The organism is Shinella sp. WSC3-e, from assembly GCF_945994535.1.
Lineage (GTDB): Bacteria > Pseudomonadota > Alphaproteobacteria > Rhizobiales > Rhizobiaceae > Shinella > Shinella yambaruensis.
The window spans coordinates 487,241-511,614 of record NZ_OZ000531.1; the positions used below are offsets into that span (position 1 = coordinate 487,241).

Here is a 24,374-nt window from a genome sequence, read left to right on the forward strand (position 1 = left end):
TGCGGATGAACCGAAGACGTTTCCTGACGCTTGCCGCCGCAGCCCTCTCCGGCCCGGCTTTCGGTGCCGGTCCGCGGGCGATCACGGTAACGGACATGGCAGGACGCACCGTGGAGCTTGCGGCGCCACCGCAACGCATCGTGCTTCTGGAGGCGCGCGACATCCTCACCATGTCCATGCTGCATCCCGACCCGGCACGGCTCGTCGTCGGCTGGGCCGCGGTCGAGCGCATGGACAGTGACGATCTCCATTCCGCCTACAGCACGGGTTTCGACATAGCCCTGGTCGGCCGGCAGACGCCGGAAACCGTCTCGCTGGAGGGTCTGATATCCCTGCAACCCGATCTCGTCGTCGCCACCGCCTACATGGCGCCCGGAAACGGCGCCGACGCCCTGTCCGAACGGCTTGCGGAGCTTGGCATTCCCGTCCTGTTCAGCAGCAGCTTCAGCAATGACGCGGCAGGTGAGGCGCCCTCGCCGCTCGAGGAACTGCCGCGCCTGATGCACATGTGGGGCGCGATCCTGGACCGCCGCCGGGAGGCCGCGGCCTTCCTGACCTTCCATCAGCAGAAAATCGAGCGGCTGCAAAAACGCCTGGCGGGCGTGGCACCGCGCAAGACCTATTTCGAAATCGGCTCGCTCTACGATGATTGTTGCTGGGCCGTTGGCCGGGACATCTGGGGCACGCTTCTTGAAGCGGCCGGCGGCCGCGGGCTTGATGCCGCGTCCTCCCCGTGGGCCGCAAAGATCCAGCTCGAGCAGCTGCTTGCGGAAGGCGTCGACGTCTACATCGCGACGGGCGGCGGCTATGCGAATGCCACGAGACCCGCGATCGGCCCCGGCCTTCCCGAAGCCGAAGCGCGCGCCGGGCTGGAGCGCCTCACAGGCCGGCCCGGCCTTCACCTCTTGAAGGCTGTGGAGCGAAAGCAGGTGCACGGCATCTGGACAGGGCTGATCACCGCCCAGCCGCTCAACCTCCTCTTCCTGGAAGTCGCCGCCAAATGGCTGCATCCCGACCGCTGCCACGATATCGATCCGCACGAAACATTGGCGGAATTGAACCGGCGCTTCCTGGCAAGACCGATCGCCGGCCCATGCTGGGTCAGCCTCTGACAGCCCCGGAAATCCCAGGAATTTGGCCATGTCGAGCCTAAAGGCGCACACCACGATCACATTTTCCGATCTGACGCGATATCTGGACAAGATCCTCATCTTGCTCGGCGATCACGACATGCAGGTTCGTTTTGCGGACGGCATCCATGTCGCGACGTCGCCCTATGGCACCGTTCGCGTGCGGCCCGCCGGCCAGACGCTCCACATCGCGGTGGAAGCCAAGAATGGCGCATCCCTCAACCGCCTGAAGAACGCCCTTACCGGCCTGGTCGATTTCGTCGCACGGGCCGAGGACCCCGACATCGTCTGGACCGGCGACAAGGCCGGCGACACATGGCCACCGGACTTTCGGGTCCTGACGGTGCGCGCCGTGCGCGACCTGACACCGCGGATGCGCCGCGTCCGCTTCGTCGGGGAAAATCTCGCTCACTACGACGTGCCCGATCAGATCCATTGTCGCCTGCTGTTCCAGCCGCATGGCGAGCCCAATCCCGAATGGCCGAGGCTCGGCGACAATGGACGGCTGGTCTGGCCGAAGGGCGGGCAACAGCTCGCGTCGCGCATCTACACGATGCGGACCGTCGATGCGGCAACGGGAATGCTGGAGGTCGATTTCTATCTGCACGATGCCGGCGGTGCCGGCGTCGAATGGGCCCGCAAGTCGGCACCGGGCGCGCTCGTCGGCCTGCTCGGCCCGGGCGCTCACGGGCCCAAGCCCGCGAGATGGAACGTCTATGTCGGCGACGAGACGGGCCTGCCAGGCATAGCCCGCATGATCGAGGCGTTGCCGCGGGATGCGAAGGGCGTCGCTCTCATCGAGGTGGCCGAACAGGCCGAGGAACAACCGATCGCCGCGCCAGGCGGCGTCGACATACGCTGGCTTCACCGGCACGGCCGGCCGCCGGGCACTCCGGATCCCTTGGCGCAGGCGGTTCGATCCCTCGACTGGCCCGCGGACAAGGAAGACACCTTCTTCTGGTGTGGCTGCGAATACTCGACCTTCCGGGAAATCCGTCAGTTCCTGCGCGAGACGGTCAAGCTGCCGAACCACCGGCAGGTCGCCTTCTCCCATTGGCGTCGCGGCCTGAGCAATGATGAAATCATCGAGGCCGGCGGCGATGTCGTCGCCGGTTGATGCCCGCACACTATGCGCCCCCCGCGCTTACTGCGCCGCTGGCGGCTGGCGCACGATACGGATAAGGTATGACGCTCACGGTTCGACGGTTGGGGCGCGAAACCAGGAGGCCGGCGGATGCCTGTCACCGAACCCGACCCCATGTCACGAACGAAGGCCGGCGCCTATGCGATAGGCCTGCCTGCGGCGCTGCTGGCTTTGGTCTTCCTGCCGGCCGGGCGCCTCGGCTGGATGCCCGGCTGGATCTTCATCGGCTTCCTCGTCGCCGCCTTCGCGGTCTCGGCCCTGATCCTGCAGCGCGTCAACCCGGCGATCTATCGGGCTCGCAGCCGCTTCCAGCCAGGAACGGAACGCTGGGACCGGATCTTGCTGTTGCTGATGCTGCCGGCGATGGTGGCCGAAGTGCCGCTCGCCACGCTGGATGCCGGCAGGATGTCCTGGTCGAGCGTGCCCCCGGCCTTCATCGTCCTCGGCTACGCGCTTCTCGCCGCCGGCATCGCGATCACCACCTGGGCGCAGGGGGTCAACCGCTTCTTCGAGCCCGGCGTGCGTCTTCAACGCGAACGCGGCCAGCGCGTCATCACCTCCGGCCCCTATGCCTTCGTCCGTCATCCCGGCTATGTCGGCGCGCTGATGATGTTCGCCGGCCTGCCGCCGGCGCTCGGTTCCTGGTGGGCGCTCGTGCCGGCGGCGGTCGCCGGTACGGTGCTTGTCCTGCGCACGCATTGGGAGGACGCCCTTCTCCAATCCGGGCTGGAGGGCTATGCCGACTATGCGCGCCGCGTCCGGTTCCGGCTCGTTCCGGGCCTCTGGTAGCTCGGCACCGGCGCAGGCGGACGGCGCGTCATGCGCGCGCCGGAACGGCCCCCAGGATCACGGGCGCGATCAGCGAGACGCCGGACAGCAACAGCAGCCCGAAGGCTGCGAAACGGAGCGTGCGCGCAGAAAGCGCCGGGGGCCAGCGGCGCGCCAGATAAGTCGAAACCAGGACGGCCGGCAGGCCGGCAAGCGCCCATAAAAGCGCGTGATGCTGCCAGTCGCCGGCTGCCGAGACGAGGCCGAGACGGAACACCGAGTTGAGCGCGAAGATCGCCACGAGCGTCTCGCGGACGACCCGATGCGGCAGGGGCTGGCGGTAGAACTGGAAGACCAGCGGCGGCCCCGCGGTGGAGAAGAGCCCGCCCATCAGGCCGCCAAGCGCACCGAAGAACAGGAAGGCAGGCCCGCCCGACTGCCGCGCCAGCGGCGACGGCCGCCGGATCAGCTGGAGGCTCGACACGATGATGGCGAACCCGAGGATGAGGCGCAGCGCCGACAGCGACGAGGCCGCCAGAAGCGTCAGCACGCCGTAGCCGGCGGCGACCATGGGCAGGGCGCCGGCAAGCGACAGAAGGAACGGTTTCACGGCGATATCCCGCCAGCCGCGCGCCAGCACCATCACGGCATTGGCGAGCGTCAGCAGGCTGACGACGATGGCAGCCTCCGGCAGCGGGACAAGGCCGGTCAGCGCCAGGACGCCCATCAGCAACAGGCCGAAGGCGAAACCCGTCAGGGTCTGCACATAGGCCGCCACGAAGGCGAGCGCGGCGAAGAGGACAAGTTCGCTCGTGCCGATCATGCCGCGGGGCCGGCCGCCAGGGCGAGGGTGCGGAAGGGTTCGAGCCGGTCGAGGTCCGGCACCGTTCCGAGGCCCGGCCCTTGCGGCAGCACGACGACGCCCTTCTCCACCACGGGCCATGCGGGCGCGACCGCGTCGCGCAGCGGATTCGGATTGACGTCGATTTCGAGCAGCCCGTCCCCGCCGGCTGCCGCCAGGACATGCGCCGAGGCGGCAAGGCCGATGCCGGCGCCGAGGAAATGCGGGCAGTAGCGCCGGCCGGCGGCGATTGCGGCCCGGGCCACCGCGCGGCAGCCTGTCGGTCCGCCCCATTTTGCCGCATCGGGCTGGATGACGGAGAGATGGCCGGCGCCGATCGCCGACCGGAAGGCCCGCAGGCCGGCAAGGTTCTCCCCTCCGGCCAGCGGCGTTGCGGTCAGCCGCGCAAGCTCGCCCCAGACGGCCGGGCCGGCATCCACACGCACCGGCTCCTCCACCCAGCCGAGCCCAAGATCGGCCGTCGCCAACAGGAAGCCCCGCGCCGCTTCCGGGGAAAACGCCTGGTTGGCGTCCGCATGCAGCGTTTCCCCGGGCTGCAGGCTCCCGGCGAGCGCGCGGATCAGCGCCAGGTCGCGATCGAAGTCGAAACCGACCTTGACCTTGAAGTCGCGGTAGCCGGCCGCGCGGGATTGCGCCACGACCTTTTCGGCGTCGCGGATATGAATGCCGCTGGCATAGGCGCGCACCGCGCCCGCCGCATTGGGCGACAGCGCCACGGCAAGCGGCACGCCGCGGCGGCGGGCGGCAAGGTCCCAATAGGCCATGTCGAAGCCGGCGATCACCTGTGCATAGGGGCCGGCCTCCCCGGTCTGCAGCACGAGTATGTGCGTTGCCGCGGTCAATTCCTTCCAAAGATCCGCCGAATCGGGCAACGGCCTGTCGAGGATGCGCGGCGCGATATCCGAGACGAGCAGGCGGGCGCGATGCTCCGCGCCGCAGGCCGGCCAGTTGCACCAGATCTCTCCCCAGCCGATCAGGCCCGCATCATCCTCCAGCCGCACCAGCACGGCCGGCCGGTCCCTCATCGTGCCGAAGGACGTCGAGACAGGCTTTTCGAGCGGCACACGGAAGACATGCGCCTCGACGGACCTGATCACATGGGAACGGGTGGAGCCTGCCTTGCTCATGGCATCCTCACCCTGCAAGGAAGCCGCCGTCGACGGCATAGACCGTACCGGTGGCATAGCGTGCAGCCGGCATGGTGAGGAAAACCACGGCGCCCGCCACCTCCTCCGGCTGGCCCCAGCGCTTCAGCGCCGTGCGCGCGGCGATCCGGTCGCGATGCGCGATGTCCTTGCGCCCCTCGCTGTTGATCGCCGTCTCGATATAGCCGGGCGCGACGGCGTTGACCCGGATCCCTTCCTCCGCCCAGGCGAGCGCGAGGGCCTTGGTCAGCATCACGACACCGCCCTTGCTGGCGCAATAGGCCGGAAGGCGGGGCAAGGCGGCGAAGGCGTTCATGGAGGCGATGTTGACGATCGAGCCGCGGCTTGCGGCAAGATGCGGGCGAAAGGCCGTGGAGGTCCGGAAGGTGCCGGTCAGGTTGACGTCGAGCACGCGCTGGAAGGTCTCTATCCGGAACTCCTCGTCGCGGGCGAGGATGCCCGCGCAATTGACGAGCGCATCGACCCGCTCGAAGCGGGCGGCGAACGCCGCCACGGCCTCGTCGGAGGTGACGTCCAGGACGTCGAGATCGACAGCCTGAAGGCTCGACAGGGCGGAGCGGTCGAGCGCGGCGCGGTCGTGGCCGGTCGCCACGACCTTCGCGCCGCGGGCGTGGAACAGCGCGGCAATCGCCGAGCCGATATCCCCCGCGCCGCCGACAACGACGACCTGGAAGCCGGGCGGAAAGGCAAAAGGATCCGTCATCTCGCCCATCAGATGCCTGCCACGGCGACATATTTCAGTTCGAGGAAACCCTCGATGCCATAGGAGGAGCCTTCCCGCCCCATGCCCGACTGCTTGACGCCGCCGAACGGTGCCATCTCGTTGGCCAGCATGCCGGTGTTGACGCCGACCATGCCCGCCTCCAGCGCTTCGGCGACCCGCCAGACGCGGCCGAGGTCACGCGCGTAGAAATAGGAGGCGAGACCGAACTCGCTGTCGTTCGCCATGGCGATGACCTCGTCCTCGTCGCGGAAGGTGATGATGGGGGCGAGCGGCGCGAAGGTCTCCTCCTTCGCCACTTTCATGTCCTGCGTGATGCCGCTCATGACGGTCGGCTCGAAGAAGGTGCCGCCGAGCGCGCTGCGCTTGCCGCCGACGAGGATCCTGCCGCCCTTGGCGAGCGCGTCGCTGACATGCTCCTCCATCTTGGTGACGGCCCTGTCGTCGATCAGCGGCCCCTGGCTAACGCCCGCCTGCGTGCCGCGGCCGAGCGTGATCGCCGAGACCTTTTCCAGGAGCCTGGCAGTGAACGCCTCCGCGACGGTCTCCTGGACATAGATGCGGTTGGCGCACACGCAGGTCTGGCCGGCATTGCGGAACTTGGAGATCATCGCCCCCTCGACCGCCGCGTCGATGTCGGCGTCGTCGAACACGATGAAGGGCGCATTGCCGCCAAGTTCGAGCGACAGGCGCTTGATGCCGTCCGCCGCCTCCTTCATCAGCCAGCGCCCGACGCCGGTCGAGCCCGTGAAGGTGATCTTCGCGACCTTCGGATTGTGGCAGAACTCCATGCCGATCGGCCGTGCCTCGCCGGTGATGACGGAGAAGACCCCCGCCGGCACGCCCGCACGCTCCGCCAGAACGGCGAGCGCGAAGGCCGAGAGCGGCGTCTGAGCGGCGGGCTTCAGGATCATGGAGCATCCGGCGGCAAGGGCGGGCCCGGCCTTGCGCGTGATCATCCCGTTCGGGAAGTTCCAGGGCGTGATGGCCGCGCAGACGCCCACGGGCTGCTTGAGCACCATGATGCGCTGGTTGCGGTTCGGGCCAGGAATGATGTCGCCGTCGATGCGCTTGGCCTCTTCCCCGAACCATTCGAGATAGGCGGCATTGGAGAGGATCTCGCCTTTCGCCTCACCGAGGGGCTTGCCCTGCTCGGCGGTGAGGATCTGGGCGAGGTCGTCCGCATTCTCGACGATGAGCTCGTACCAGCGCCGCAGGACGGCGGCCCGCTCCTTGGCGGACCGCCGTGCCCATTCGGCCTGCGCGAGGGCTGCCGCGTCGATCGCCTGGCGAACCACCTCCACGCCGAGATCCGGGACACGGGCGATGACCGATCCGTCGAACGGATCCGTGACCGTGATGGTCCTGCCGTCCACCGCGCCCAGCCAGCGGCCGGCCACATAGGCCTTGTCGGTCAGGAGGGACCGGTCCTTCAGGGCCGGCACCGGCTGCGTCGATCGATCGTCCATGGTCGTTCCTTCCGTCAATGGGCCGTGTCAGGCAGCGGCATAGCTCTTGGCGAAGTCGCCTTCATTGTGGATCTCCTGGAAGGCGGGCGCCGGCGGGGTCCAGCGCGGGGCCTTGGCGGCGGTGAGTGCGCTCAGGCGCTCCACCACGGACACGCCTTCTTCCGTAAGCGCCTTGGCGACGGCAGCGGTATCCGGGAAATGCGAGCGGATCGCATTGAGCCAGATGGTGCGGCCCGCCAGGAACCCGCCGGCACCGGCGGCATAGGCGTAATCGAGCACGCGTTCGAACTTTTCCGTCGCCGCGCCGCCCGACAGCAGCACCCACGGAATGCCCGCATCGGCGCAGATCCTGCCGATCGCATCGAATTCCCGCTGGGCGGCAAGGGCAGCCGCGCTGCCGTCGCGCGGCGGCAGGCTGTTTGCGGCGAGCGGGCTTTCGAGCTTCAGGAGATCGACGCCGTATTCGGGCTTTGCGAATTCGCGCACGCTCTCGATCACGAGTTCCGGCAGCTTGGTCGGCGATTCGACATAATCCGCCGTATGGCCCGCGGTGCCGAGGAACGGGAACACGAGCAGTTCGAGCACATAGGCGATGTCGTGGCGACGGCAATCCTCGCCGATCTTGCGCACGAACGCCTTCTGGTGCTCCAGAACGTCGGCCGCGGCGTCCGGCCGGTACCATGCGAGCACCTTGACCGCATCGCCGCCGAGACGGCGGATCTTCTCGACGCTCCAGTCGGCGATGACCTTGGACTTGCGGCCGCCCTCGGTCTCCTCGGTGCGGTGATCCTCCAGGGTGACGATCAGGCCGCAGTCCGGCGGCAGCACGTCGATGGCGGCGGGAATGGCATAGTTCGGATCGAACAGCATGGAGCTGCAATGCGGGGCGAGATTTTCGACCAGAAGCCGCTTTGCCGTGATCATGTCGGAGAAGGTGACGTCCGACTTGTCGATGCCGCGCGCCGCCGCGAGCGCTTCGAAGAGCGGCGGACGCTGGTCGAGCGCCACCATGCAGAAGTGGCCGTCCTTGTTGGCGAGACGGGCAAGGCCGCGGGTTTTTCCGAGTGTGAGCATGACGTTTCCTTTCAGGATGACTTCAGATCGTCGAGGGAGGGAATGGCGGCACGGCCGCCGGGCCGTGTGCATTTCAGGGCGGCGACCGCGCTGGCGAAGGCGAGTGCATCGGCAATGCCGAAGTTCGCCCCGATCGCGAAGGCATAGGCGCCGTGGAAGACATCGCCGGCGGCCGTGGTGTCGACGGCTTGGACGGCCGGTGCCGGCATGTCGTGCCTGCCGGAAGCGTCCTGCCAGACGAGGCCGTCGCCACCGCGGGTGACCGCGACCATGCGGCAGCCGAAGCCCGCCGCCAGCGCCAGCGCCGCGTCCAGGTCCTCTCCGCCGAAGCCGCGCAGGCCCGGCTCGGAGAAGACGGCGTGGTCGGTCAACGGAAGCAGGCGTTCGAAGATATCGGCGTCGGCCACGTCACCGTCGAGAACCGTCGGGATACCGCGGCGCCGCGCCTCGGTGAAAAGCGCCTCCGCGCCCTCCGGCCAGCGCGGATCCGCCAGCACGCAATCGGCAGAAAGGCCGGCAAGCGAAAGCCAGGCGGGATCGACCGGATAGCGGCCGCGGAAATTGACGATCTGCCGCTCGCCGCGCGCATCGACGATGATGCCCGAGACGGACGATGCCCCGCCCTCGAAGAGCCGGAACTGGCCGATATCGACACCCTCGGCAGCAAAGGCCTCCGCCATGAGGCGGCCTGCATCGTCGTCGCCCGCCCTGCCCCAGAACGAAGCCCGGCCACCAAGCCTTGCGACGGTCACCGCGGCATTCGCCGCCATGCCGCCTGCTTCGGTCAGGTGCTCGCCCGCGCGGATCTTTTCGCTGCCGCCGGTGAACGGCGTCTCTACCCGCCAGATGCGGTCGAGCGCGGACAGCCCGAGGCAGATGATCGATGGTGCAGCCCCCTCGGGTATGATCGGCGGGCGGATCATCGGATGGCCTTTCCATCCGCGCTGTCGAAGAGATGCGCCTTGCCGGCCTGCGCGGCGAAGGCCAGCCTGTCTCCGACCTTCGGTCTCATTTCGGGGTTGACCCGGGCAACGGTCCGTACGCCCGCAAGATCGAAATGCGTGAGCGTGTCGGAGCCAAGCGGCTCGACGAGGTCGATCGTGACGGGCAGCGCGCCGGCGACGTCGTCGGCAGGAACGAGATGTTCCGGCCGGATGCCGAGCACCGCCTCGCTCCTGCCACCGAGCGCGGTGTTCAGCGCGGCCGGCACGGGGGCGGCCAGATGCGGCGCGCCTTCGAAGACGAAGGCATCGCCCGCACGCCGGATCGGGAAGAAGTTCATCGCCGGGGAGCCGATGAAGCCGGCGACGAACTGGTTCGCGGGCGTCTCGTAGACGTCTTCCGGCCGGCCGAACTGCTGGATCTCGCCGCCTTTCAGGACCACGATGCGATCCGCCATCGTCATCGCCTCCACCTGGTCGTGGGTGACGAAGATCATGGTGGTCTTCAGCTCCTGCGACAGCGCCTTGATCTCGGTGCGCACCTGGCCGCGCAGCTTGGCGTCGAGGTTGGAGAGCGGCTCGTCGAACAGGAAGACCTTCGGGTCGCGGACGATCGCCCGCCCCATGGCGACACGCTGGCGCTGGCCGCCGGACAGCGCCTTCGGCTTGCGCTCCAGGAAGGGTTCGATATGCAGGAGGCCGGCCGCACGGCGCACGCGCTGGTCGATCTCCGCCTTGCTCATGCCGCGCAATTCCAGCGCGAAGGCCATGTTGTCGTAGACGGTCATGTGCGGGTAGAGCGCATAGTCCTGGAAGACCATGGCGATGTCGCGCTTGGAGGCCGGCACGTCGTTGACCTTCGTCTCGCCGATGAAGAGCTCGCCCGAGGTGCACGGTTCGAGCCCGGCGATGATGCGCAGCAGCGTGGACTTGCCGCAGCCGGACGGCCCGACGAAGACGACGAACTCCTCGTCGGCGATCTCCAGGTCGAGGCCGGGGATGATGGTGAGCTCGCCGAACTTCTTGGCGATGTTCCTGATCGTGATCGAGGCCATGGTGTCACCCAAACGAAAGGACGGGCTTGATGAGCTTGCCTTCGGCGAAGCGGGCGAAATTCTCCGGCAGGTCGTCGAGACCGAAGGCGGCATCGACGAGCCGGCGATAGCGCTCCTTGTTGGCGCGCAGCAGTTCGACATTCGGCGCGAAGTCGCCGACCGGGAAATAGAAGGTGCGGATCATGTAGAAGTCCTTGCGGCGGAAGATCTTGCCTTCCTCGATGGTCCAGGGCGCGGCGTTCTCCCCGACCAGCATCAGGGCCCCGCGCGGCAGGACCAGCTCTATGCCGAGATTGCGCGCCACATGCGCGCCGGAGCACTCGAAGATCAGCTTGAAGCGCTTGTCGCGCGCGCCGACGGGATGGGCCTTCGCACCGAAGGAAACGGCGATCGCCAGCCGCTCCTCGTTCGGATCGCTGACATGGATATCCTCATAGCCAAGGCTCGATAGCGCCAGCACCACGCCGAGCCCGACCGGGCCTGCACCGGTCACGAGGACCGGCACAGACCCTTCGGGAGGAACCAGCGGCATGGCGAAGCGAACGGCGTGGGCGGACGTCCCGATCGTGTCGAGCAGCAGCGGCGCGAGGTCGTCCTCGATGTCGTCGGGGACGGGCAACAGGCAGTTTTCCGGAACTGGCACATATTCGGCATAGCCGCCCGGCCGGTTCCAACCGATCAGGCTCGATACTTCCAGGCACATCTGCGTGTCGCCCGCACGGCAGGCATCGCAATGGCCGCAATGCACCGGGATATAGACTGCGCAGCGCTGTCCGTGGCGCGGATGGCCCGGCTGTTCGACGACGCCGAAGATCTCGTGGCCGGCGGTGAACTCCGCCCCCTTGTACCAGAGCTTGAAGTCCGAGCCGCAGAGCGCGGTGCGCAGCACCTTGACCAGCACCTCGCCCTGCCCGACGGGCGGCAGGTCCCGGGTTTCGATGGTGATCCTGCGGTCGCCGTGGAAGACGGAGGCACGCATGCGGGCATTCTTTCTGTCTGTCATCCTGATCATCCCTTGACGGCACCGAGGGTCAGCCCTGCGACGAGCCAACGCTGGACAAGGATCGCGAGCGCGAGCGGCGGCAGCGCGATGAGCGTGGCGGCCGCCATCAGCGAGCCCCACTGGGTGGAACCTTCGCCGACGAAGTTGAAGGCAGCGGCAATCAGCGTCTTCGTGTCGGAATTCGACAGGATCAGCGAGAAGAGGAAGAAGTTCCACGAGAAGACGAAGGCGAGGATCGAGGCGACCGCGACGCCGGAGCCGACAAGCGGCAGGGCGATCCGCCAGAGAATGCGGGTCACCGAGCAGCCGTCCATCTGCGCCGCCTCGAAGACGCTGCGCGGAATGTTGTCGAAGAAGGGAAGCAGCACCCAGATGACGATCGGCATGGTGATCACCGCGTGGCTGAGGATCAGCGCCGTGTAGGAGCCGATCAGCCCGACCTCGCGGAACATGATGTACCAGGGCAGCAGGAACAGCGTGCCCGGCGCCATCCGCGCGGCAAGCGTCAGGACGGCCGGCCAGGTGATGCGCGACCAGGAGACGGCGAAGGCGGCCGGGATGCCGAAGGCAAGGCCAAGCAGCGTCGAGCCGATGGTCACCACGAAGCTGTTGACCGCATAGGACAGGAACGGCGTCGTCTGCCACAGCGTAACGTAGTTCTCGAAGGTCGGCTGGAAGAACAGCGTCGGCGGATAGGCCGTCACCTCGAAGGACGGCTTGAAGGACGAAAGCACCATCCAGACGGTCGGCGCCAGGATAAGGATGCCCGCGACGGTCAGCTGCAGCGTGTTCAGCCAGTGGACCCAGCGGGGGCTCGAATGGTCGTTCATCGTCGTCTCCTTACCAGGCGACCGCGTTGCGCAGGCGGTTGAGCACGAGCACGGCGGCCAGCACGATGGCCGAGAGCGTGATCATGAGCGCGCTGGCATAGCCGATGTTGAAGAACTCGAAGCCGACCCGGAACCCGTAGATGTTGAGCGTGTTCGAGGCATTGCCCGGCCCGCCCTGGGTGGTGATGTAGATGATGTCGAAGAAGCGCAGCAGATCGACGCTCCGCAGCACGGCAGCCGTGACAATGGTCGGCAGCAGCAGCGGCAGGGTGATGCGCCGGAAGATGCGGAACGGAGAGGCGCCGTCGATCTGGGCGGCCTCGTAGACGCTGGGCGGCAAGGACTGCAGCCCGCCGAGAACGATCAGCGCGACATAGGGCGCCCATTGCCAGGTATCGATCAGGGCGATGGTCGGGATCACCCAGGTCGGAGAGGCCAGCCATTCGGAGGCCGGAAGACCGAGCGACACCAGGATGTAGTTGGCCGCGCCCAGCGACGGATCGAGAATGACGAGCCACATCATGCCGGCCACCACGGGCGGCATCATGAAGGGCGAGATCAGGAGCGAACGCAAGAGGCCGGACAAGCGCTTGGAATGAAACAGCAGCATGGCGAGATAGATGCCGGCGACGAGCTGCAGGACCATGGACAGGGCATAGAGCGCGAAGGTGACGTAGAGGCCGTTCCAGAACTCGCCGTCGGCAACGAGCGCCGCATAGTTGGCTCCGCCTGCAAAGCTTGCCTCCCCCGTCGACGAGAACGCGTGGAAGCCGAGCCAGATCGTGTAGACCACCGGAAAGGCGATCATGGCGACGGTGAAGAGGACCGCCGGTGCGGAGAGCGCGGCAAGCTGCCGTCCCTGGCTGTTGGTCGAGCCTGGAATCATTGTCCGGTCCTTCCAGTGGGCGATTTGCGTCGGATACCGGGTCCCGCCGAGGCAGGACCCGGCAGATGCGCTACTTGCGGGCGATCAGGCCGTCGAGCGCGCTGTCGGCGGCGGCGCACGCCTCCTCGACCGACCGCTGCCCGAGAAGCACGTCCTGCACGGCCTGGCCGATATAGTCCCGCGATTCCGGATTGGCGATGATGGGGTAGCCGACTTCGGAAGACCCGTCGGACGCCAGCACGCCGAGCGCCGCCTGCCAGCTCGCCCGCACGGGCGCCTCGGCGATCCAGGCCTTGTACTCCTCATCGGCGGCGACGGAGGCGCGCGGCGAGGCGACGCCCTGAAGCGCCAGGCGTTTCTGCATTTCCGGGCTGGAGGCCCACTGCACGAAGTACCAGGCCGCATCCTTCCTGGCGCTGCGGCTGGAAATCGCAAGGCCCCAGCCGATCGCCGTCGGGACGGTTCCCGCCTCGCCGGCCGGCAGCGGAATCACATCCGTATCGTTCAGGCGCTCGCCGCCCTCCATGATGGTGCGCAGTTCGTTGGAGGATTCGAAGGCCATCGCCGCACGGCCGCTGCGATAGAGCGCGGAAATCTGGTAGAAGCTGTAGTTCGCCGCGCCGGGCGGCCCGTATTCGCGCATCAGGTCGCCGTACCAGGCGATGGCCTTCTGGCCCGCCGGGGCGCAGAGCGCCGACTTGCCGTCGACGATGTAGGTGCCGCCCATATTGTGCAGGACGTTGCTGAACGTGTAGGCGATCGCCGGCTTCAGGCCGCGCGAGGCGAAGGGCGTGACGCTGGCGTCGCATGCCTTGATCTTCTCGGCCGCAGCCCGCACGTCGTCGAGCGAAGCCGGCTTGGCAAGGCCGCATTTCTCGAAGATATCCGTCCGGTAGTAGAGCAGCGGGCCTTCGAGGTTGAGCGGGATGCTGGTCAGCTTGCCATCGAATGTCGCAGCCTTCACGAGAGCGGGGCTCACGCCTGAAAAATCGTATTCCGGAGCCACCGAGCCCTGCGTATAGGCCGAAAGGTCGGCATACCAGCCGGAGGCCGCGAACTGCTGCCCTTCGCGGGAGGCGAGGGTCATGAACACATCGATCTCGTCGCTGCCGGAGTTGAGCACCGTGACGAGGCGCTGGCGCATCTGCTGCTCCTGGTAGGAGTCAACCCGCAGGTTGATGCCGGTCAGCGCGGTGAATTCATCCTTGTAGGACAAGACCGCCTGGGACCAGGGATTGTTGTTGGCCAGGAATGAAACCGTTTCACCTTCATGCGCCTTCCAGTCGAAGGCAAAGGCGGAGGTCGCCGTTCCGGCCAGGAGCACAGACAGGACAACAGCAGGGATAGAACGATTTTTCAGCATATCTTCCTCCACAAGGCCGCTCTCCGGCGGCAGACCGAGCGCTTCTCCCGAGCGCAATCTCTATGTAACCGGTTACATATTATGTTGCGGGTATGGCTGTCAACACTCGACTGGCATGAAAATAATGCTGCATTGCAAGGCTATTTCCATTTGACATTCGCAAGCTGATCGTCACACAACAATGTAACGTTACATAATCCAGGCGGCTGCATGACCAGTGAGAAGGAAAAGACAGGCATCCGGGCGGTCGCGAAGCTTTCGGGCGTCTCGACGGCAACGGTCTCGCGCGCCCTCAACAATCCGCAGAGCGTGAGCGAAGACCTGCGCGCCCGCATCCAGCGGGTGATAGACGAGACAGGCTACGTGCCGCACGGCATGGCACGGGCTTTGTCCAGCAACAGGACGCGCACGATCGGCGCCATCATCCCCACCATCGACAATGCCATGTTCGCCCGCGGGATCGAATCGCTGCAGAAGTTCCTCTCCTCGCGCGGCTACATGCTCATTCTCTCGACGAACGGCTACGACATCGATGTGGAGCTGGAGCAGGCACGCAACCTGATCAGCCGCGGCGTCGACGGGCTCATCCTGCGCGGCGACTGTCACCATCAGGCGCTGCGCGACCTGCTGGCGGCCCGCGACGTGCCCTTCATTAATGTCGGCATCTACAATCCGAGCCAGCCGCATCCAAGCATCGGCGTCGACAACGAGGCGGCCGCGCACCGCGCCATGATGCACCTCATCGAGATCGGCCACCGCCGCATCGGCGTGGTCAGCGCGCTCCAGCGCAACAACGACCGCGCCAGCGCGCGAATAAGGGGGTTCCGCCGTGCCCTTGCCGAACACGGGCTGGACCTGCCGGAGGCGTGGCACGTCGAGGTGCGATACACGCTGGACGATGCGCGGGAAGCCGCGCGGCAGATCCTCATGGGCTCGAGCGTCCCGACGGCCATCGCCTGCGGCAATGACGTACTCGCTTACGGCGTCATGCTGGAAGCGGAGCGTAGAGGCCTGAAGATCCCCGCCGACCTTTCGGTCGTCGGCTTCGACGACCTCGAATGGAGCCGCCACCTGCGTCCCGCCCTGACGACGCTCCACGTTCCGACGGACCTGACCTGGAAGGGCGCCGGCGAATATATCCTCGCCCGCCTCGACGGCCACAAGGTTCCCACGCACTACGAGGTGGATTACGCGCTCGTCGTGCGCGAATCGACCGCCCCGCCGGCGAGCACCGCATAGGGTTGCTGGCGGGAGCCCCCCGTATCCGGCATGTTCCGGAACGCGCGCAAATGTATCGAAACGTAGCGGCCCGACGTCGCCGTGCTTTTCAGGGCAGCACGATCTCGGCCGCAAGCCCGCCGCCTGGGCGGTTGGAGAGAGCCGACAGGACCATATGGCGTGAGGTGGAAAGCCCAGCACATGGCCGGGCTTTCCGTTTTCGCCTCTTACTTCGCGATCGGCGCGTAGCTGCCGTTGCTCCAGCGGTTGATGTCGTAGCTGGCGTCCTTCAGGTCGCCCTTCTCGTCGAAGGTAACGGTTCCGACGACCGTGTCGATCGGCTGGCCGTTCTTCAGCGCTTCGGCAACCTTGGCCGGATCATCCGAGCCGGCGCGCTCGATGCCCTGCGCGAAGGCCTGGATCACGGCATAGGAAAAGAGCGTGAAGCCTTCCGGCTTGAAGCCGCCGGCCTGAATCTTCTCGACGGCCTCCTTCGCCTCGGGCTTGGCCTGCGGATCGGACGGGAAGACGAACATCGTGCCTTCACCGGCGGGACCGGCGACCTGCCAGAATTCCGGCGAGGCGATGGAATCGGGCATGATCAGCTGGAACTTGTAGTCCTGCTCGGCGGCCTGGCGCAGGATGAGGCCCGCCTCCGGGTGATAGCCGCCGAAATAGACGACATCCACCTTGGCATCCTTCAACTTCGTCACGAGCGCGTTATAGTCCTTCTCGCCGGCATTGATGCCTTCGGAAAGCACCTCGTTGAGGCCGTTTGCGTTCATCGTCGTGCGCACCGCGTCGGCGACGCCCTGGCCGTAGGCCGTCTTGTCATGCAGCACCGCGACATTCTTGCCGGCATATTCCTTGGCGATCCAAGGACCGATGAAGGCCCCCTGTGCGTCGTCGCGCGTGTAGAGGCGCATGATGTTCGTCCAGCCCTTGGCGGCGGCATCGTCCGTCATGACCGGGTTCGACGAGGCCGGGCTCATCATCAGCGTGCCGTTTTCGGCATAGACCGCCGAGGCCGGTATGCTGGAGCCGGAGCAGGCATGGCCATCGACGAACCGGATGCCGCTTGCGGCAATGCGGTTGGCGACGGAGACGGCCTGCTTCGGATCGCACTGGTCGTCCTCGAACTGCAGCTTGATCTGGCGTCCCATCACACCGCCCTTGGCGTTGATGGCGTCGGCCGCCGCCTGCGCGCCCTGCTTGAACTGGTCGCCGATCGTGGCGAGCGGACCGGTCAGCGGACCGGCGACGGCGAAGGTCAGGTCTTCCGCCTGCGCGGCGGTGCCCATGAGCAGGCCGAGCGCCGTGCCGAGGATCAGGATTTTTCGCATTGTCTCAACTCCCTTTTGTGCCCGCACCAGCGCGGGTCGCTCCTTCCAGAAATGAAGTTTTATGCTTGCAGAAAGAGTGGCTGGCATTCGAACCACTCCCAGAGGTAGGCGGCAAGCCCCCTGTCGACATGGATGCGCAGCGTTTCGGCGTCGGCGTGCCGGTATACCGTGCCCATCACCCCGCCGAACGGCATCGCAGCACAGGGTCCCGGATTGTCCGGATCGATCGTCGTCGCCCGGGCGAGGAGATCGCGGATGCCCTCTCCCTTCACCTCGAAGACACGCAAGGCGGAATCGACGCTCGAGACCGCATAGCCCTCCTCATGCCATCCGTCGGGCAGATCGGCGGATGAAAGCCCGATGACGAGCAGCCGGTCGCGGGCAACACGCACCGCATAGCGCGCGCCGAGGGCAAGCCCAAGCGCGCCGACGTCCTTACCGAGGCCGTAGCGGGCGAGGAAGCGCCCGGCATCGCCGCTGACGAGGCGCTGCGTCACCCCCATGATCGCCCCGACCTCGATGGTCCGGCCCTTCAGGCGGGCGTTCGCCCAATCCGGCTCGGGCCGCCATTTGCGCGCGACATCAAGCATGGAGACGCGCTCCTTCCTCGTCGAAAGCACAGGACGGGACGATGCGCGCTTGCCTCACGTCTCTGAGGTGCTGCAGCTCGATGATGTCGCCCATGCGGGAAAGGCCACGTTCAATCAGCCCGAGCGCGATCGGCTTTCGCAGCACCGGGCTGAAATAGCTGGACGTGACATAGCCGAGGCTGCGCGTGGCACCGGCCTTGCGCTCGATGCCGTGCGCCCCCGTCGGCAGCACGCCCTTGCCGTCAACCGCTTCGAGCCCGACGAACTGGCGGCGGTCCGGCGCGGCCGCATCCTCCGTGATCAGCGAGCGACGGCCGATGAACGCGACCTTCTTGCGCTCCAGCGGCGCGGTCAGGCCGAAATCCATCGGGCGGCTCGTGCCGTCCGTATCCTTGCCGATGACAATATAACCTTTTTCCGCGCGAAGGATCATCAAGGCCTCAAGGCCGAGCAGCGTTGCGCCGCACGCCTCGCCCGCCTGCCGCAGCCGTGCCCAGAGCGCCCGGGCCTGGTCGGCCGATACGGAGATTTCGTAGGAGCGATCGCCGGTGAAGCTGACACGGGCGATCCGCACCGCAATGCCGTCGAACAGGCCGGACACCACGGCCATATGCGGCAATGCCGCATCGTCGAGCGCGATGGAAAGGCCAGCGCTTTCGACAAGCGCCCGCGCCCTCGGGCCTGTGACGGTCAGCGTTGCCATCTCGGCCGTCACATTGTGGATGAAGACGCGCCGCTTGTCGAAACGGTCCTGCCGCCATTCCTCCAGAAGTCCGTGCACGCCCGCCACATGCGAAGACGAGCACGAGACGACGAAGCGGTTCTCATCGAGCCGCATCAGCACGCCGTCATCGTAGATGTTGCCCGCCTCCGTGAGGATGAAGCCGTAGCGGCAGCGTCCGGGCGCCAGCGTCGACACGGTGTTGTAATAGATGAAATCGAGGAACGGCGCGGCATCCGGCCCCATCACCTCGATCTTGCCGAGCGGGGAACCGTCGAAGAGCGCAACGCCCTCGCGCGCGGCCTGCGCTTCCGCCTGGATGCGCTCCTCCGGTGCACCGGCGCCATAGAAGGCCGGGCGCAACCAGCCGCCATATTCGCGGAACACCGCGCCGTCGGCCCGGTGCTGTGCTTCCAGCGGCAGGCGGCGGAGCGGGTTCATGCGCGTGCCGGAGCGGGCACCGGCGAAAGAGGCGAGCGGCACCGGCGTGAAGGGCGGGCGATAGGTCGTCGTACCGACCTCGGGAATGCGACGCCCGGTGAGCTCCGCCATCAGCGCAAGTCCGTTGACGTTCGAGGTCTTGCCCTGATCGGTCGCCATGCCGAGCGTGGTGTAGCGCTTGAGATGTTCGACGGAGACAAAGTTCTCCCGCACGGCCAGTTCCACGTCCTTGGCCGTGACATCGTTCTGGAGGTCGATCCAGACCCGCTCCCTTGCACCGGGCTTCGGCCAGGCTGCAACGATGCGGAAGTCCCGCTCCGACCCTCCCGCAAGCTCGGCCGGAAGGCCGAAATTGCCCGCGGCAGCGCCGACCACCTCCACGCCGTCGACCGCCCGGCCGGGAACAAAGGCGAGGATATCGTCGCGCCAGTCGAGCTTGCCCTGCGCCTGGCAATAGAGATGCACCGTCGGCGTGAAGCCGCCGGAGGCGAGCAGCGCGTCTGCTTCCAGCACCGTGCCGTCGGAAAGCTTGACGGCGGTCACGGCGCTGCGGCCGACCGCGGTCACGACGGCTAGGCCCTTCAGCACGCGCAGCCCGGAGGGCGATGCGGCATCGGCGCGATAGTCGACGACGGTGACATCCGCACCGGCCGCCGCCAAGGCTTCCGCCGTCTCATAGGCAAGCCCGTTGTTCGCTGCGATGACGACCTTGCGGCCCGCGGCAACGCCGAAGCGGCGAAGGTAGACCAACGCGGCCTCGGCGGACATGACGCCCGGCAGGTCGTTGTTGCCGAAGGGCAGTGGCCGTTCGATGGCACCGGCGGCAAGGACGATCGACCCGGCACGGATGCGCCACAACCGGTCCGGCGCGCCGTCCGCGGCTTTCTGGTGGAGGCCGACGAGATGGTGGTCGTAGATGCCGAAAGCCGTGGTCCCGGTCAGGACACGCACGCCGGCCCGTTCCAGCTCCGCGGCGACGTCCGCCGCCCATTCGGCACCGGGTTTTCCCTCGATGGCCGCCGCCCGGAAAAGCAGGCTGCCGCCGACCTGCCGGCCATCGTCGCAGAGCACGACACGTTTGCCGGCGCGGGCCGCCTTGCGCGCGGCAAGCAGGCCGGAAGGCCCTGCGCCGACCACCAGCACGTCGCAATGCTGGTTCACCTGCTCCGCGAAGGCAGGTCCTTTCGTCGCTTCATCCAATGTTCCGAGGCCGGCCATCTGCCGGATCCGCGGCTCGAAGAGATGCCAGTCCGGGAACATGAAGGTCTTGTAGTAGAAGGCGGCCGGGATGAAACGCGAAAAGGCGTCAAGGAAGGCATGGCGATCCTTCTCCGCGTTCGGCTCGGCATTGACGCTGCGCACGACAAGGCCGTCGGCTGCAGGCACCTGCGTGGCGCGCGTGTTCGGCAGGCCGCCGGCAATGTCGACCAGCGCGTTCGGCTCCTCGACGCCCGCGCCCCAGAGGCCCCGCGGCCGGTGATACTTGAAGCTGCGGGCAAGTACGGAAACGCCGCCGGCAAGCAGTGCCGAGGCGACTGTGTCGCCGGCAAAGCCGTCGATCGCCTTGCCGTCGAAGGTGAAGGCAAGGGGACGTGACCGGTCGATGGCCGTGCCGCCTTCAGTGCGCCATGCCGTCATTGCCGCCTCCTTCCCCGAGCGTGACGGACTGCGCCACGCGGTGGTTCACGGTGTCGCGCTCCATGCGGAAGACCTCGCCGCAGGCCATGTGCATCCAGATTTCGCTTGCCGCCCCGCACCGGTTGTTGCGCTCGTAGAGATAAGCGGCCCATACGCCGTCCGTCACATCGCGAAATCCTTCCGGGCGATGGTTGCCGGCTTCACCCGCGAAATGGAACTCGCTCTCGCTTCTCGGACCGCAGAAGGGGCATGGGAAAAGCTGCATGGAGACCTCCTAGTGGGCGATGCCGGAGCCGGCTGCCTCGTCGATCAACCGCCCGCGCGCAAAACGGTCGAGATCGAAGGGGCGGCTGATATCGTGGTGCTTGCCGGTCGCCAGCAGATGGGCGAGCAGCGTGCCGCCGGCGGGAATGGCCTTGAAGCCGCCCGTTCCCCAGCCGCAGTTGAGGAAAAGGCCCGGCAGCGGGCTTTCCCCGAGGATCGGCGAGGAGTCCGGTGTCACGTCGACGATGCCGGCCCATTGCCGCATCAGCCGAAGCTGGCGGAAGGACGGGAACATTTCGAGAAGGCCGGCGACGACGCCTTCCAGCACCGGCAGGTTGCCGCGCTGGCCATAGGAGGGAACGCGGTCGAGCGCACCGCCGATGACGAGCTCGCCCTTGTCCGACTGGCTGGCATAGGTGCTCGTGCCAGGCGACAGCACGACGGTATCGAGCACCGGCTTGATCGGCTCGGAAACGCAGGCCTGCAGGGCGTAGGAGGTGATCGGCAGGCGGAAGCCGGCCTTGGCAGCGAGATGGGAGGAATGGCCGGCGACGACCATGCCCGTCCGCTCGGCGCGGATCTCGCCACGGCTGGTCTTCACGCCGCGGCAGCGTCCGCCCTCGACCAGGAAGTCCTCCACCTCGTAGGACTGGATGATATCGACGCCCAGCCGGTCGGCGGCGCGGGCATAGCCCCAGGCCACCGCATCGTGTCGTGCCGTGCCGGCCCTTCCCTGCCAGACGCCGCCGAACACCGGATACCGCGCCTCCGGCGAGACATCGAGGAGCGGCAGGACGCGGCGAACATCCTCGGGGCCGAAGAGTTCGGCATCCGTGCCGTTGATCTGCATGGCGTTGACGGTCCGCGCCGCCATTTCCATCTCGGCCTCGCTGTGGGCGAGCGTGACGATACCGCGCTGGGAGAGCATGATGTTGTAGTTGAGGTCCCGGCCGAGCGTCTCGTAGAGGCGGAGCGCCAGATCGTAGAGCGCCGTGCTCTCGGGAAAGAAGTAGTTGGAACGCACGACGGTCGTGTTGCGCCCGGTATTGCCGCCCCCGAGCCAACCCTTCTCGATGACCGCGATGTTGCGGATATCGTGCACCTTGGCAAGGTAGTAGGCCGTCGCCAGGCCATGGCCGCCGCCGCCGATGACGAGGATGTCGTAGCGCGGCTTCGGCTCGGGCGAGCGCCAAGCGAGCTGCCAGCCCTTCTGGCCCCTGAGGCCCTCCTTGAGGAGGGAGAAGGCAGAATAGTGCCGCGTCATCGCGACGTCCTCCTGCGCGTGCCCGCGCCGCGGTGAAATGGCAAAGCTGAATGCTGCTTCATGCGCCGCCCATGAATGGAGGAACCCGCCGAACAGGCACATTGCGCCCGTTCGGGACCATCCGTATTCCTTCTGGACATTAATGTCCAGAAAATTGCATGGAAACACACTGAATGTTGGAGAACCTGCGAGGTTACCCCTTAAATTTCAGGAATTCCAAAACGTACAGACATGCCCATTATTCAGCCATCCGGCTGAACACGCCGCATCAATGTCTCGAATGCCTCGACCTCGCCGTCGGTGGCGTGACGCCCGGTGAAACCGAGGAGATAGGGGCGCAGGAGGCGCAGCCGCATTTCCCGGTCGTCGCGCATGCCGAGCGTGAAGTGGCCGATCTGCGTGAAGTAGAGAATCCGCGCACGGATGAAGGCCTCCGCCTCCGGATAGTCGTAGCGCAGGAACATGCGCGTGATCGCATCGACGCGCTGGTCATCCGCCTGGTCGACAACGCCGCGCACGGCAGCGTCCACCTGCCCCCAGGACCGCACCGCCGCATCGAGACGCGGATCGAACAGGGCCGGATCCACCCAGCATTCGAAGATATGGCACACGGCCTTTGTCACGGTCGGCGCAGGACGGAGGGCGCGCTCGATGATCGGGCTCGTATTCTTGCAAAGCCAATGGTCGAGCAGCTCGCGGTGCAGGTCCTGAAGGTCGGCAAAGAACCAGTAGAAACTGGAGCGCGACACCGCGAGCGCCTTGGCCATGACCTGGATCTTCACATTGGCGATGCCCTCTTCGACAAGCGCGGCGATGCCCGCCTCGATCCAGGCCTCCCGCGTCATGCGACCCGTGGGCTGCCTTGAAGAACCGTGTTTCGCCCGAAGGGGTTTCATCGCACTCACTTGCGCTCCAAAGGCGGACCTGCTCGTCACCGATCTAGAAAATGATCATGTGGCTGAAAGAGAGGCCGATCGCAAGCGCCGCAACGACGCGAGGCGGCACCGTAGCCCGCGAGAGCCACCGGCGCCTGCCTTCGAGCGGACGGAATTCAGGCATGCCCCCGCGACCACGCGTCGCGAACAGCCCACTTCCCTTCCTCACCAGCGATACGTCAAGGTCGCCGTGACGGAGCGATCCGGCCCGTAGTAGCAAACCTCGCCCGCGCAGTTCGAGACGAATTCCTTGCCGAGAAGATTGCTGGCATTCACGTTGAGGACCCACGATCCTGCCCATGGAAACCCCTCTACGCTACAAATGCGTAGGAGCGTCGCGCCCGCCGCCACCGGCAGGCCCCGCATCCCCTCACAGCCAAGGACGTCGCGGCATTTCCGATCTTGCAGCGGGACGCTCAAAAAAGATGACTTGCCGGCTCGATTGAAGCCGGCGCCCATCGGAGGATCGTAACAAGCGGCAGACGAATGGCGCGGACCGGCAGCCCGGCCTTGCCGAAAGCGGGTGCTCTATCGGGAGATTCCGGAAAGGAAGGCGGCCAGCGTTCCGGCGAGGAATGGCGAGACATAACCCCCTTCCTGAACGATGACGGTCGGGATCCGCAGATCCGAGATGTCCTCCGCGATGCGGGCAAAGTCCTCGTCGTTCACCGTCATGCAGGCGAAAGGATCGTTCACGGACGCATCGAGGCCGAGGGCAAGGACCAGGAAGTCGGCGCCGAACCGTCGAACTTCGTCACAGGCCGCCCGCACCGCCGCCCGGTACGCCACGCCGTCGCTGCCGAGCGGAAGGGGGAAATTGCGGTTCCTTCCCGCCCCCGCGCCGGTCCCGGCCTCGTCGGCATAACCGGCATAGTAGGGATAGAGATATGCAGGATCGCCATGCACCGACAGCGTCAGCACGTCACCGCGATCGTAGAACATCGTCTGCGTCCCGTTGCCGTGGTGCACATCGATGTCGAGGATCGCGACGCGCCGCCCCGCCAGGGCCGCCCGTTCGGCGGCAAGGGCGGAATTGTTGAGGTAGCAGAAGCCGCCGGCCTTGTCGCGATACGCATGGTGGCCGGGCGGCCGGCACAGGGCATAGACCATGCCTTCGCCTTCAAGCACGCGCGCCGCGGCATCGAGCGCCGTCAGCGCGCTCGCCCGGGCGGCCTGCCAGGTTCCTTCCACCAGAACGCAGCCCGCATCGGCCTGGTAGAAGCCGGCGCGGCCGAGAAGATCGTCGGGACGCCGGTTCATGTAGATGTTCGGATGGATGCTGGACCGCAGCTCCGGGCCATTGCCCGGGATGGCGCGCCAGGCGGCAAAGCCGTTCTCGAGGAAATCGAGATAGCCGGGATCATGCAAAACACGGATCAGGCCCTCGTCGTCGCCGGCGGGCGCGACGACATCGATACCGGCCAGTGCCAACCCCTCGCGCAGCAGCGCTATGCGCTCGGGAACCTCGAGATTGGGTTTCAGCACGCCGCCCGCAATGCGCGTCAGCGGCCGGTGCAGCGCCTGCCGTTCGTCATGGATCGCCAGCAC

Annotated in this window: 22 protein-coding genes; 4 read left to right on the forward strand and 18 right to left on the reverse strand. The window is 66.7% G+C overall.

All coding sequences use genetic code 11. The annotated features are described in order from the left end of the window. Positions 1-5: 5 nt before the first annotated feature. From AABF56_RS25425 to AABF56_RS25435, 3 genes are all read left to right on the forward strand, one after another. On the forward strand, positions 6-1,112 hold the full coding sequence (locus AABF56_RS25425) for an ABC transporter substrate-binding protein (RefSeq protein WP_272807660.1): 1,107 nt from the start codon (positions 6-8) through the stop codon (positions 1,110-1,112). A gap of 28 nt (positions 1,113-1,140) precedes the next feature. Further along, complete coding sequence (locus AABF56_RS25430) at positions 1,141-2,247, forward strand: siderophore-interacting protein (RefSeq protein WP_272807659.1); 1,107 nt, start codon at positions 1,141-1,143, stop codon at positions 2,245-2,247. Between the two features lie 117 nt (positions 2,248-2,364). Then, a complete protein-coding gene (locus AABF56_RS25435) occupies positions 2,365-3,063 on the forward strand; it encodes a methyltransferase family protein (protein WP_272807658.1) in 699 nt (232 codons plus the stop codon). Positions 3,064-3,091: 28 nt separating this feature from the next. On the opposite strand, the gene AABF56_RS25440 is transcribed toward AABF56_RS25435, so the two are convergent. The 11 genes from AABF56_RS25440 to AABF56_RS25490 form a co-directional block, all read right to left on the reverse strand. Next, positions 3,092-3,865, reverse strand: coding sequence for a TSUP family transporter (locus AABF56_RS25440; protein ID WP_272807657.1), 774 nt, complete (start codon positions 3,863-3,865; stop codon positions 3,092-3,094). Continuing rightward, on the reverse strand, positions 3,862-5,031 hold the full coding sequence (locus AABF56_RS25445) for a mandelate racemase/muconate lactonizing enzyme family protein (RefSeq protein WP_272807656.1): 1,170 nt from the start codon (positions 5,029-5,031) through the stop codon (positions 3,862-3,864). Before AABF56_RS25445 ends, AABF56_RS25440 begins: the two co-directional genes overlap by 4 nt. Before the next feature lie 7 nt (positions 5,032-5,038). After that, on the reverse strand, positions 5,039-5,773 hold the full coding sequence (locus tag AABF56_RS25450) for an SDR family NAD(P)-dependent oxidoreductase (RefSeq protein WP_272808137.1): 735 nt from the start codon (positions 5,771-5,773) through the stop codon (positions 5,039-5,041). Positions 5,774-5,781: 8 nt separating this feature from the next. Then, a complete protein-coding gene (locus AABF56_RS25455) occupies positions 5,782-7,260 on the reverse strand; it encodes an NAD-dependent succinate-semialdehyde dehydrogenase (protein ID WP_272807655.1) in 1,479 nt (492 codons plus the stop codon). Between the two features lie 27 nt (positions 7,261-7,287). Then, positions 7,288-8,334 carry a tagatose 1,6-diphosphate aldolase gene (locus AABF56_RS25460; RefSeq protein ID WP_272807654.1) on the reverse strand — a complete coding sequence of 349 codons (1,047 nt, stop codon included), beginning with the start codon at positions 8,332-8,334 and terminating at the stop codon, positions 7,288-7,290. A gap of 11 nt (positions 8,335-8,345) precedes the next feature. Continuing rightward, the gene (locus AABF56_RS25465) at positions 8,346-9,257 is read right to left on the reverse strand and encodes a sugar kinase (RefSeq protein ID WP_272807653.1); all 912 of its coding nucleotides are present in this window, start codon (positions 9,255-9,257) and stop codon (positions 8,346-8,348) included. Next, positions 9,254-10,330 (reverse strand): ABC transporter ATP-binding protein, encoded by a 1,077-nt coding sequence (locus AABF56_RS25470; RefSeq protein WP_272807652.1) that lies wholly within the window; start codon positions 10,328-10,330, stop codon positions 9,254-9,256. Before AABF56_RS25470 ends, AABF56_RS25465 begins: the two co-directional genes overlap by 4 nt. Before the next feature lie 4 nt (positions 10,331-10,334). Continuing rightward, the gene (locus AABF56_RS25475) at positions 10,335-11,333 is read right to left on the reverse strand and encodes an alcohol dehydrogenase catalytic domain-containing protein (protein ID WP_245507835.1); all 999 of its coding nucleotides are present in this window, start codon (positions 11,331-11,333) and stop codon (positions 10,335-10,337) included. A 5-nt stretch (positions 11,334-11,338) separates the two neighbouring features. After that, positions 11,339-12,163, reverse strand: coding sequence for a carbohydrate ABC transporter permease (locus AABF56_RS25480; RefSeq protein ID WP_064333952.1), 825 nt, complete (start codon positions 12,161-12,163; stop codon positions 11,339-11,341). A 10-nt stretch (positions 12,164-12,173) separates the two neighbouring features. Further along, positions 12,174-13,049 carry a carbohydrate ABC transporter permease gene (locus AABF56_RS25485; protein ID WP_244766280.1) on the reverse strand — a complete coding sequence of 292 codons (876 nt, stop codon included), beginning with the start codon at positions 13,047-13,049 and terminating at the stop codon, positions 12,174-12,176. A 70-nt stretch (positions 13,050-13,119) separates the two neighbouring features. Next, positions 13,120-14,412, reverse strand: coding sequence for an ABC transporter substrate-binding protein (locus tag AABF56_RS25490; protein ID WP_244766279.1), 1,293 nt, complete (start codon positions 14,410-14,412; stop codon positions 13,120-13,122). Positions 14,413-14,622: 210 nt separating this feature from the next. Here AABF56_RS25490 and AABF56_RS25495 point away from each other — a divergent pair, with 210 nt between their 5' ends. After that, positions 14,623-15,651, forward strand: a complete 1,029-nt coding sequence (locus AABF56_RS25495; RefSeq protein WP_244766278.1) for a LacI family DNA-binding transcriptional regulator — start codon at positions 14,623-14,625, stop codon at positions 15,649-15,651. Between the two features lie 206 nt (positions 15,652-15,857). On the opposite strand, the gene AABF56_RS25500 is transcribed toward AABF56_RS25495, so the two are convergent. The 7 genes from AABF56_RS25500 to AABF56_RS25530 form a co-directional block, all read right to left on the reverse strand. Beyond that, entirely contained in the window at positions 15,858-16,973 is a 1,116-nt protein-coding gene (locus AABF56_RS25500; RefSeq protein WP_244766277.1) for an ABC transporter substrate-binding protein, read from the reverse strand. A gap of 59 nt (positions 16,974-17,032) precedes the next feature. Beyond that, positions 17,033-17,563 (reverse strand): sarcosine oxidase subunit gamma family protein, encoded by a 531-nt coding sequence (locus tag AABF56_RS25505; RefSeq protein ID WP_272807651.1) that lies wholly within the window; start codon positions 17,561-17,563, stop codon positions 17,033-17,035. Further along, positions 17,556-20,363 (reverse strand): 2Fe-2S iron-sulfur cluster-binding protein, encoded by a 2,808-nt coding sequence (locus AABF56_RS25510; RefSeq protein WP_272807650.1) that lies wholly within the window; start codon positions 20,361-20,363, stop codon positions 17,556-17,558. Before AABF56_RS25510 ends, AABF56_RS25505 begins: the two co-directional genes overlap by 8 nt. Next, positions 20,344-20,628, reverse strand: a complete 285-nt coding sequence (locus AABF56_RS25515; RefSeq protein ID WP_272807649.1) for a sarcosine oxidase subunit delta — start codon at positions 20,626-20,628, stop codon at positions 20,344-20,346. The genes AABF56_RS25510 and AABF56_RS25515 overlap by 20 nt, the downstream gene beginning before the upstream one ends. A 9-nt stretch (positions 20,629-20,637) precedes the next feature. Continuing rightward, entirely contained in the window at positions 20,638-21,891 is a 1,254-nt protein-coding gene (locus AABF56_RS25520; RefSeq protein WP_272807648.1) for a sarcosine oxidase subunit beta family protein, read from the reverse strand. Between the two features lie 242 nt (positions 21,892-22,133). Beyond that, the gene (locus AABF56_RS25525) at positions 22,134-22,736 is read right to left on the reverse strand and encodes a TetR/AcrR family transcriptional regulator (RefSeq protein WP_272807647.1); all 603 of its coding nucleotides are present in this window, start codon (positions 22,734-22,736) and stop codon (positions 22,134-22,136) included. A 618-nt stretch (positions 22,737-23,354) separates the two neighbouring features. Further along, a complete protein-coding gene (locus AABF56_RS25530) occupies positions 23,355-24,374 on the reverse strand; it encodes a histone deacetylase family protein (protein ID WP_272807645.1) in 1,020 nt (339 codons plus the stop codon).

Coding starts and splice junctions, on each gene's coding strand:
- AABF56_RS25515 (WP_272807649.1), bottom strand. CDS start 20,628: ATGCAGCTTTTCCCATGCCCCTTCTGCGGTCCGAGAAGCGAGAGCGAG.
- AABF56_RS25520 (WP_272807648.1), bottom strand. CDS start 21,891: ATGACGCGGCACTATTCTGCCTTCTCCCTCCTCAAGGAGGGCCTCAGG.
- AABF56_RS25425 (WP_272807660.1), top strand. CDS start 6: ATGAACCGAAGACGTTTCCTGACGCTTGCCGCCGCAGCCCTCTCCGGC.
- AABF56_RS25500 (WP_244766277.1), bottom strand. CDS start 16,973: ATGCGAAAAATCCTGATCCTCGGCACGGCGCTCGGCCTGCTCATGGGC.
- AABF56_RS25445 (WP_272807656.1), bottom strand. CDS start 5,031: ATGAGCAAGGCAGGCTCCACCCGTTCCCATGTGATCAGGTCCGTCGAG.
- AABF56_RS25490 (WP_244766279.1), bottom strand. CDS start 14,412: ATGCTGAAAAATCGTTCTATCCCTGCTGTTGTCCTGTCTGTGCTCCTG.
- AABF56_RS25475 (WP_245507835.1), bottom strand. CDS start 11,333: ATGACAGACAGAAAGAATGCCCGCATGCGTGCCTCCGTCTTCCACGGC.
- AABF56_RS25470 (WP_272807652.1), bottom strand. CDS start 10,330: ATGGCCTCGATCACGATCAGGAACATCGCCAAGAAGTTCGGCGAGCTC.
- AABF56_RS25525 (WP_272807647.1), bottom strand. CDS start 22,736: ATGACGCGGGAGGCCTGGATCGAGGCGGGCATCGCCGCGCTTGTCGAA.
- AABF56_RS25480 (WP_064333952.1), bottom strand. CDS start 12,163: ATGAACGACCATTCGAGCCCCCGCTGGGTCCACTGGCTGAACACGCTG.
- AABF56_RS25510 (WP_272807650.1), bottom strand. CDS start 20,363: ATGACGGCATGGCGCACTGAAGGCGGCACGGCCATCGACCGGTCACGT.
- AABF56_RS25435 (WP_272807658.1), top strand. CDS start 2,365: ATGCCTGTCACCGAACCCGACCCCATGTCACGAACGAAGGCCGGCGCC.
- AABF56_RS25450 (WP_272808137.1), bottom strand. CDS start 5,773: ATGACGGATCCTTTTGCCTTTCCGCCCGGCTTCCAGGTCGTCGTTGTC.
- AABF56_RS25460 (WP_272807654.1), bottom strand. CDS start 8,334: ATGCTCACACTCGGAAAAACCCGCGGCCTTGCCCGTCTCGCCAACAAG.
- AABF56_RS25485 (WP_244766280.1), bottom strand. CDS start 13,049: ATGATTCCAGGCTCGACCAACAGCCAGGGACGGCAGCTTGCCGCGCTC.
- AABF56_RS25505 (WP_272807651.1), bottom strand. CDS start 17,563: ATGCTTGATGTCGCGCGCAAATGGCGGCCCGAGCCGGATTGGGCGAAC.
- AABF56_RS25465 (WP_272807653.1), bottom strand. CDS start 9,257: ATGATCCGCCCGCCGATCATACCCGAGGGGGCTGCACCATCGATCATC.
- AABF56_RS25455 (WP_272807655.1), bottom strand. CDS start 7,260: ATGGACGATCGATCGACGCAGCCGGTGCCGGCCCTGAAGGACCGGTCC.
- AABF56_RS25495 (WP_244766278.1), top strand. CDS start 14,623: ATGACCAGTGAGAAGGAAAAGACAGGCATCCGGGCGGTCGCGAAGCTT.
- AABF56_RS25440 (WP_272807657.1), bottom strand. CDS start 3,865: ATGATCGGCACGAGCGAACTTGTCCTCTTCGCCGCGCTCGCCTTCGTG.
- AABF56_RS25430 (WP_272807659.1), top strand. CDS start 1,141: ATGTCGAGCCTAAAGGCGCACACCACGATCACATTTTCCGATCTGACG.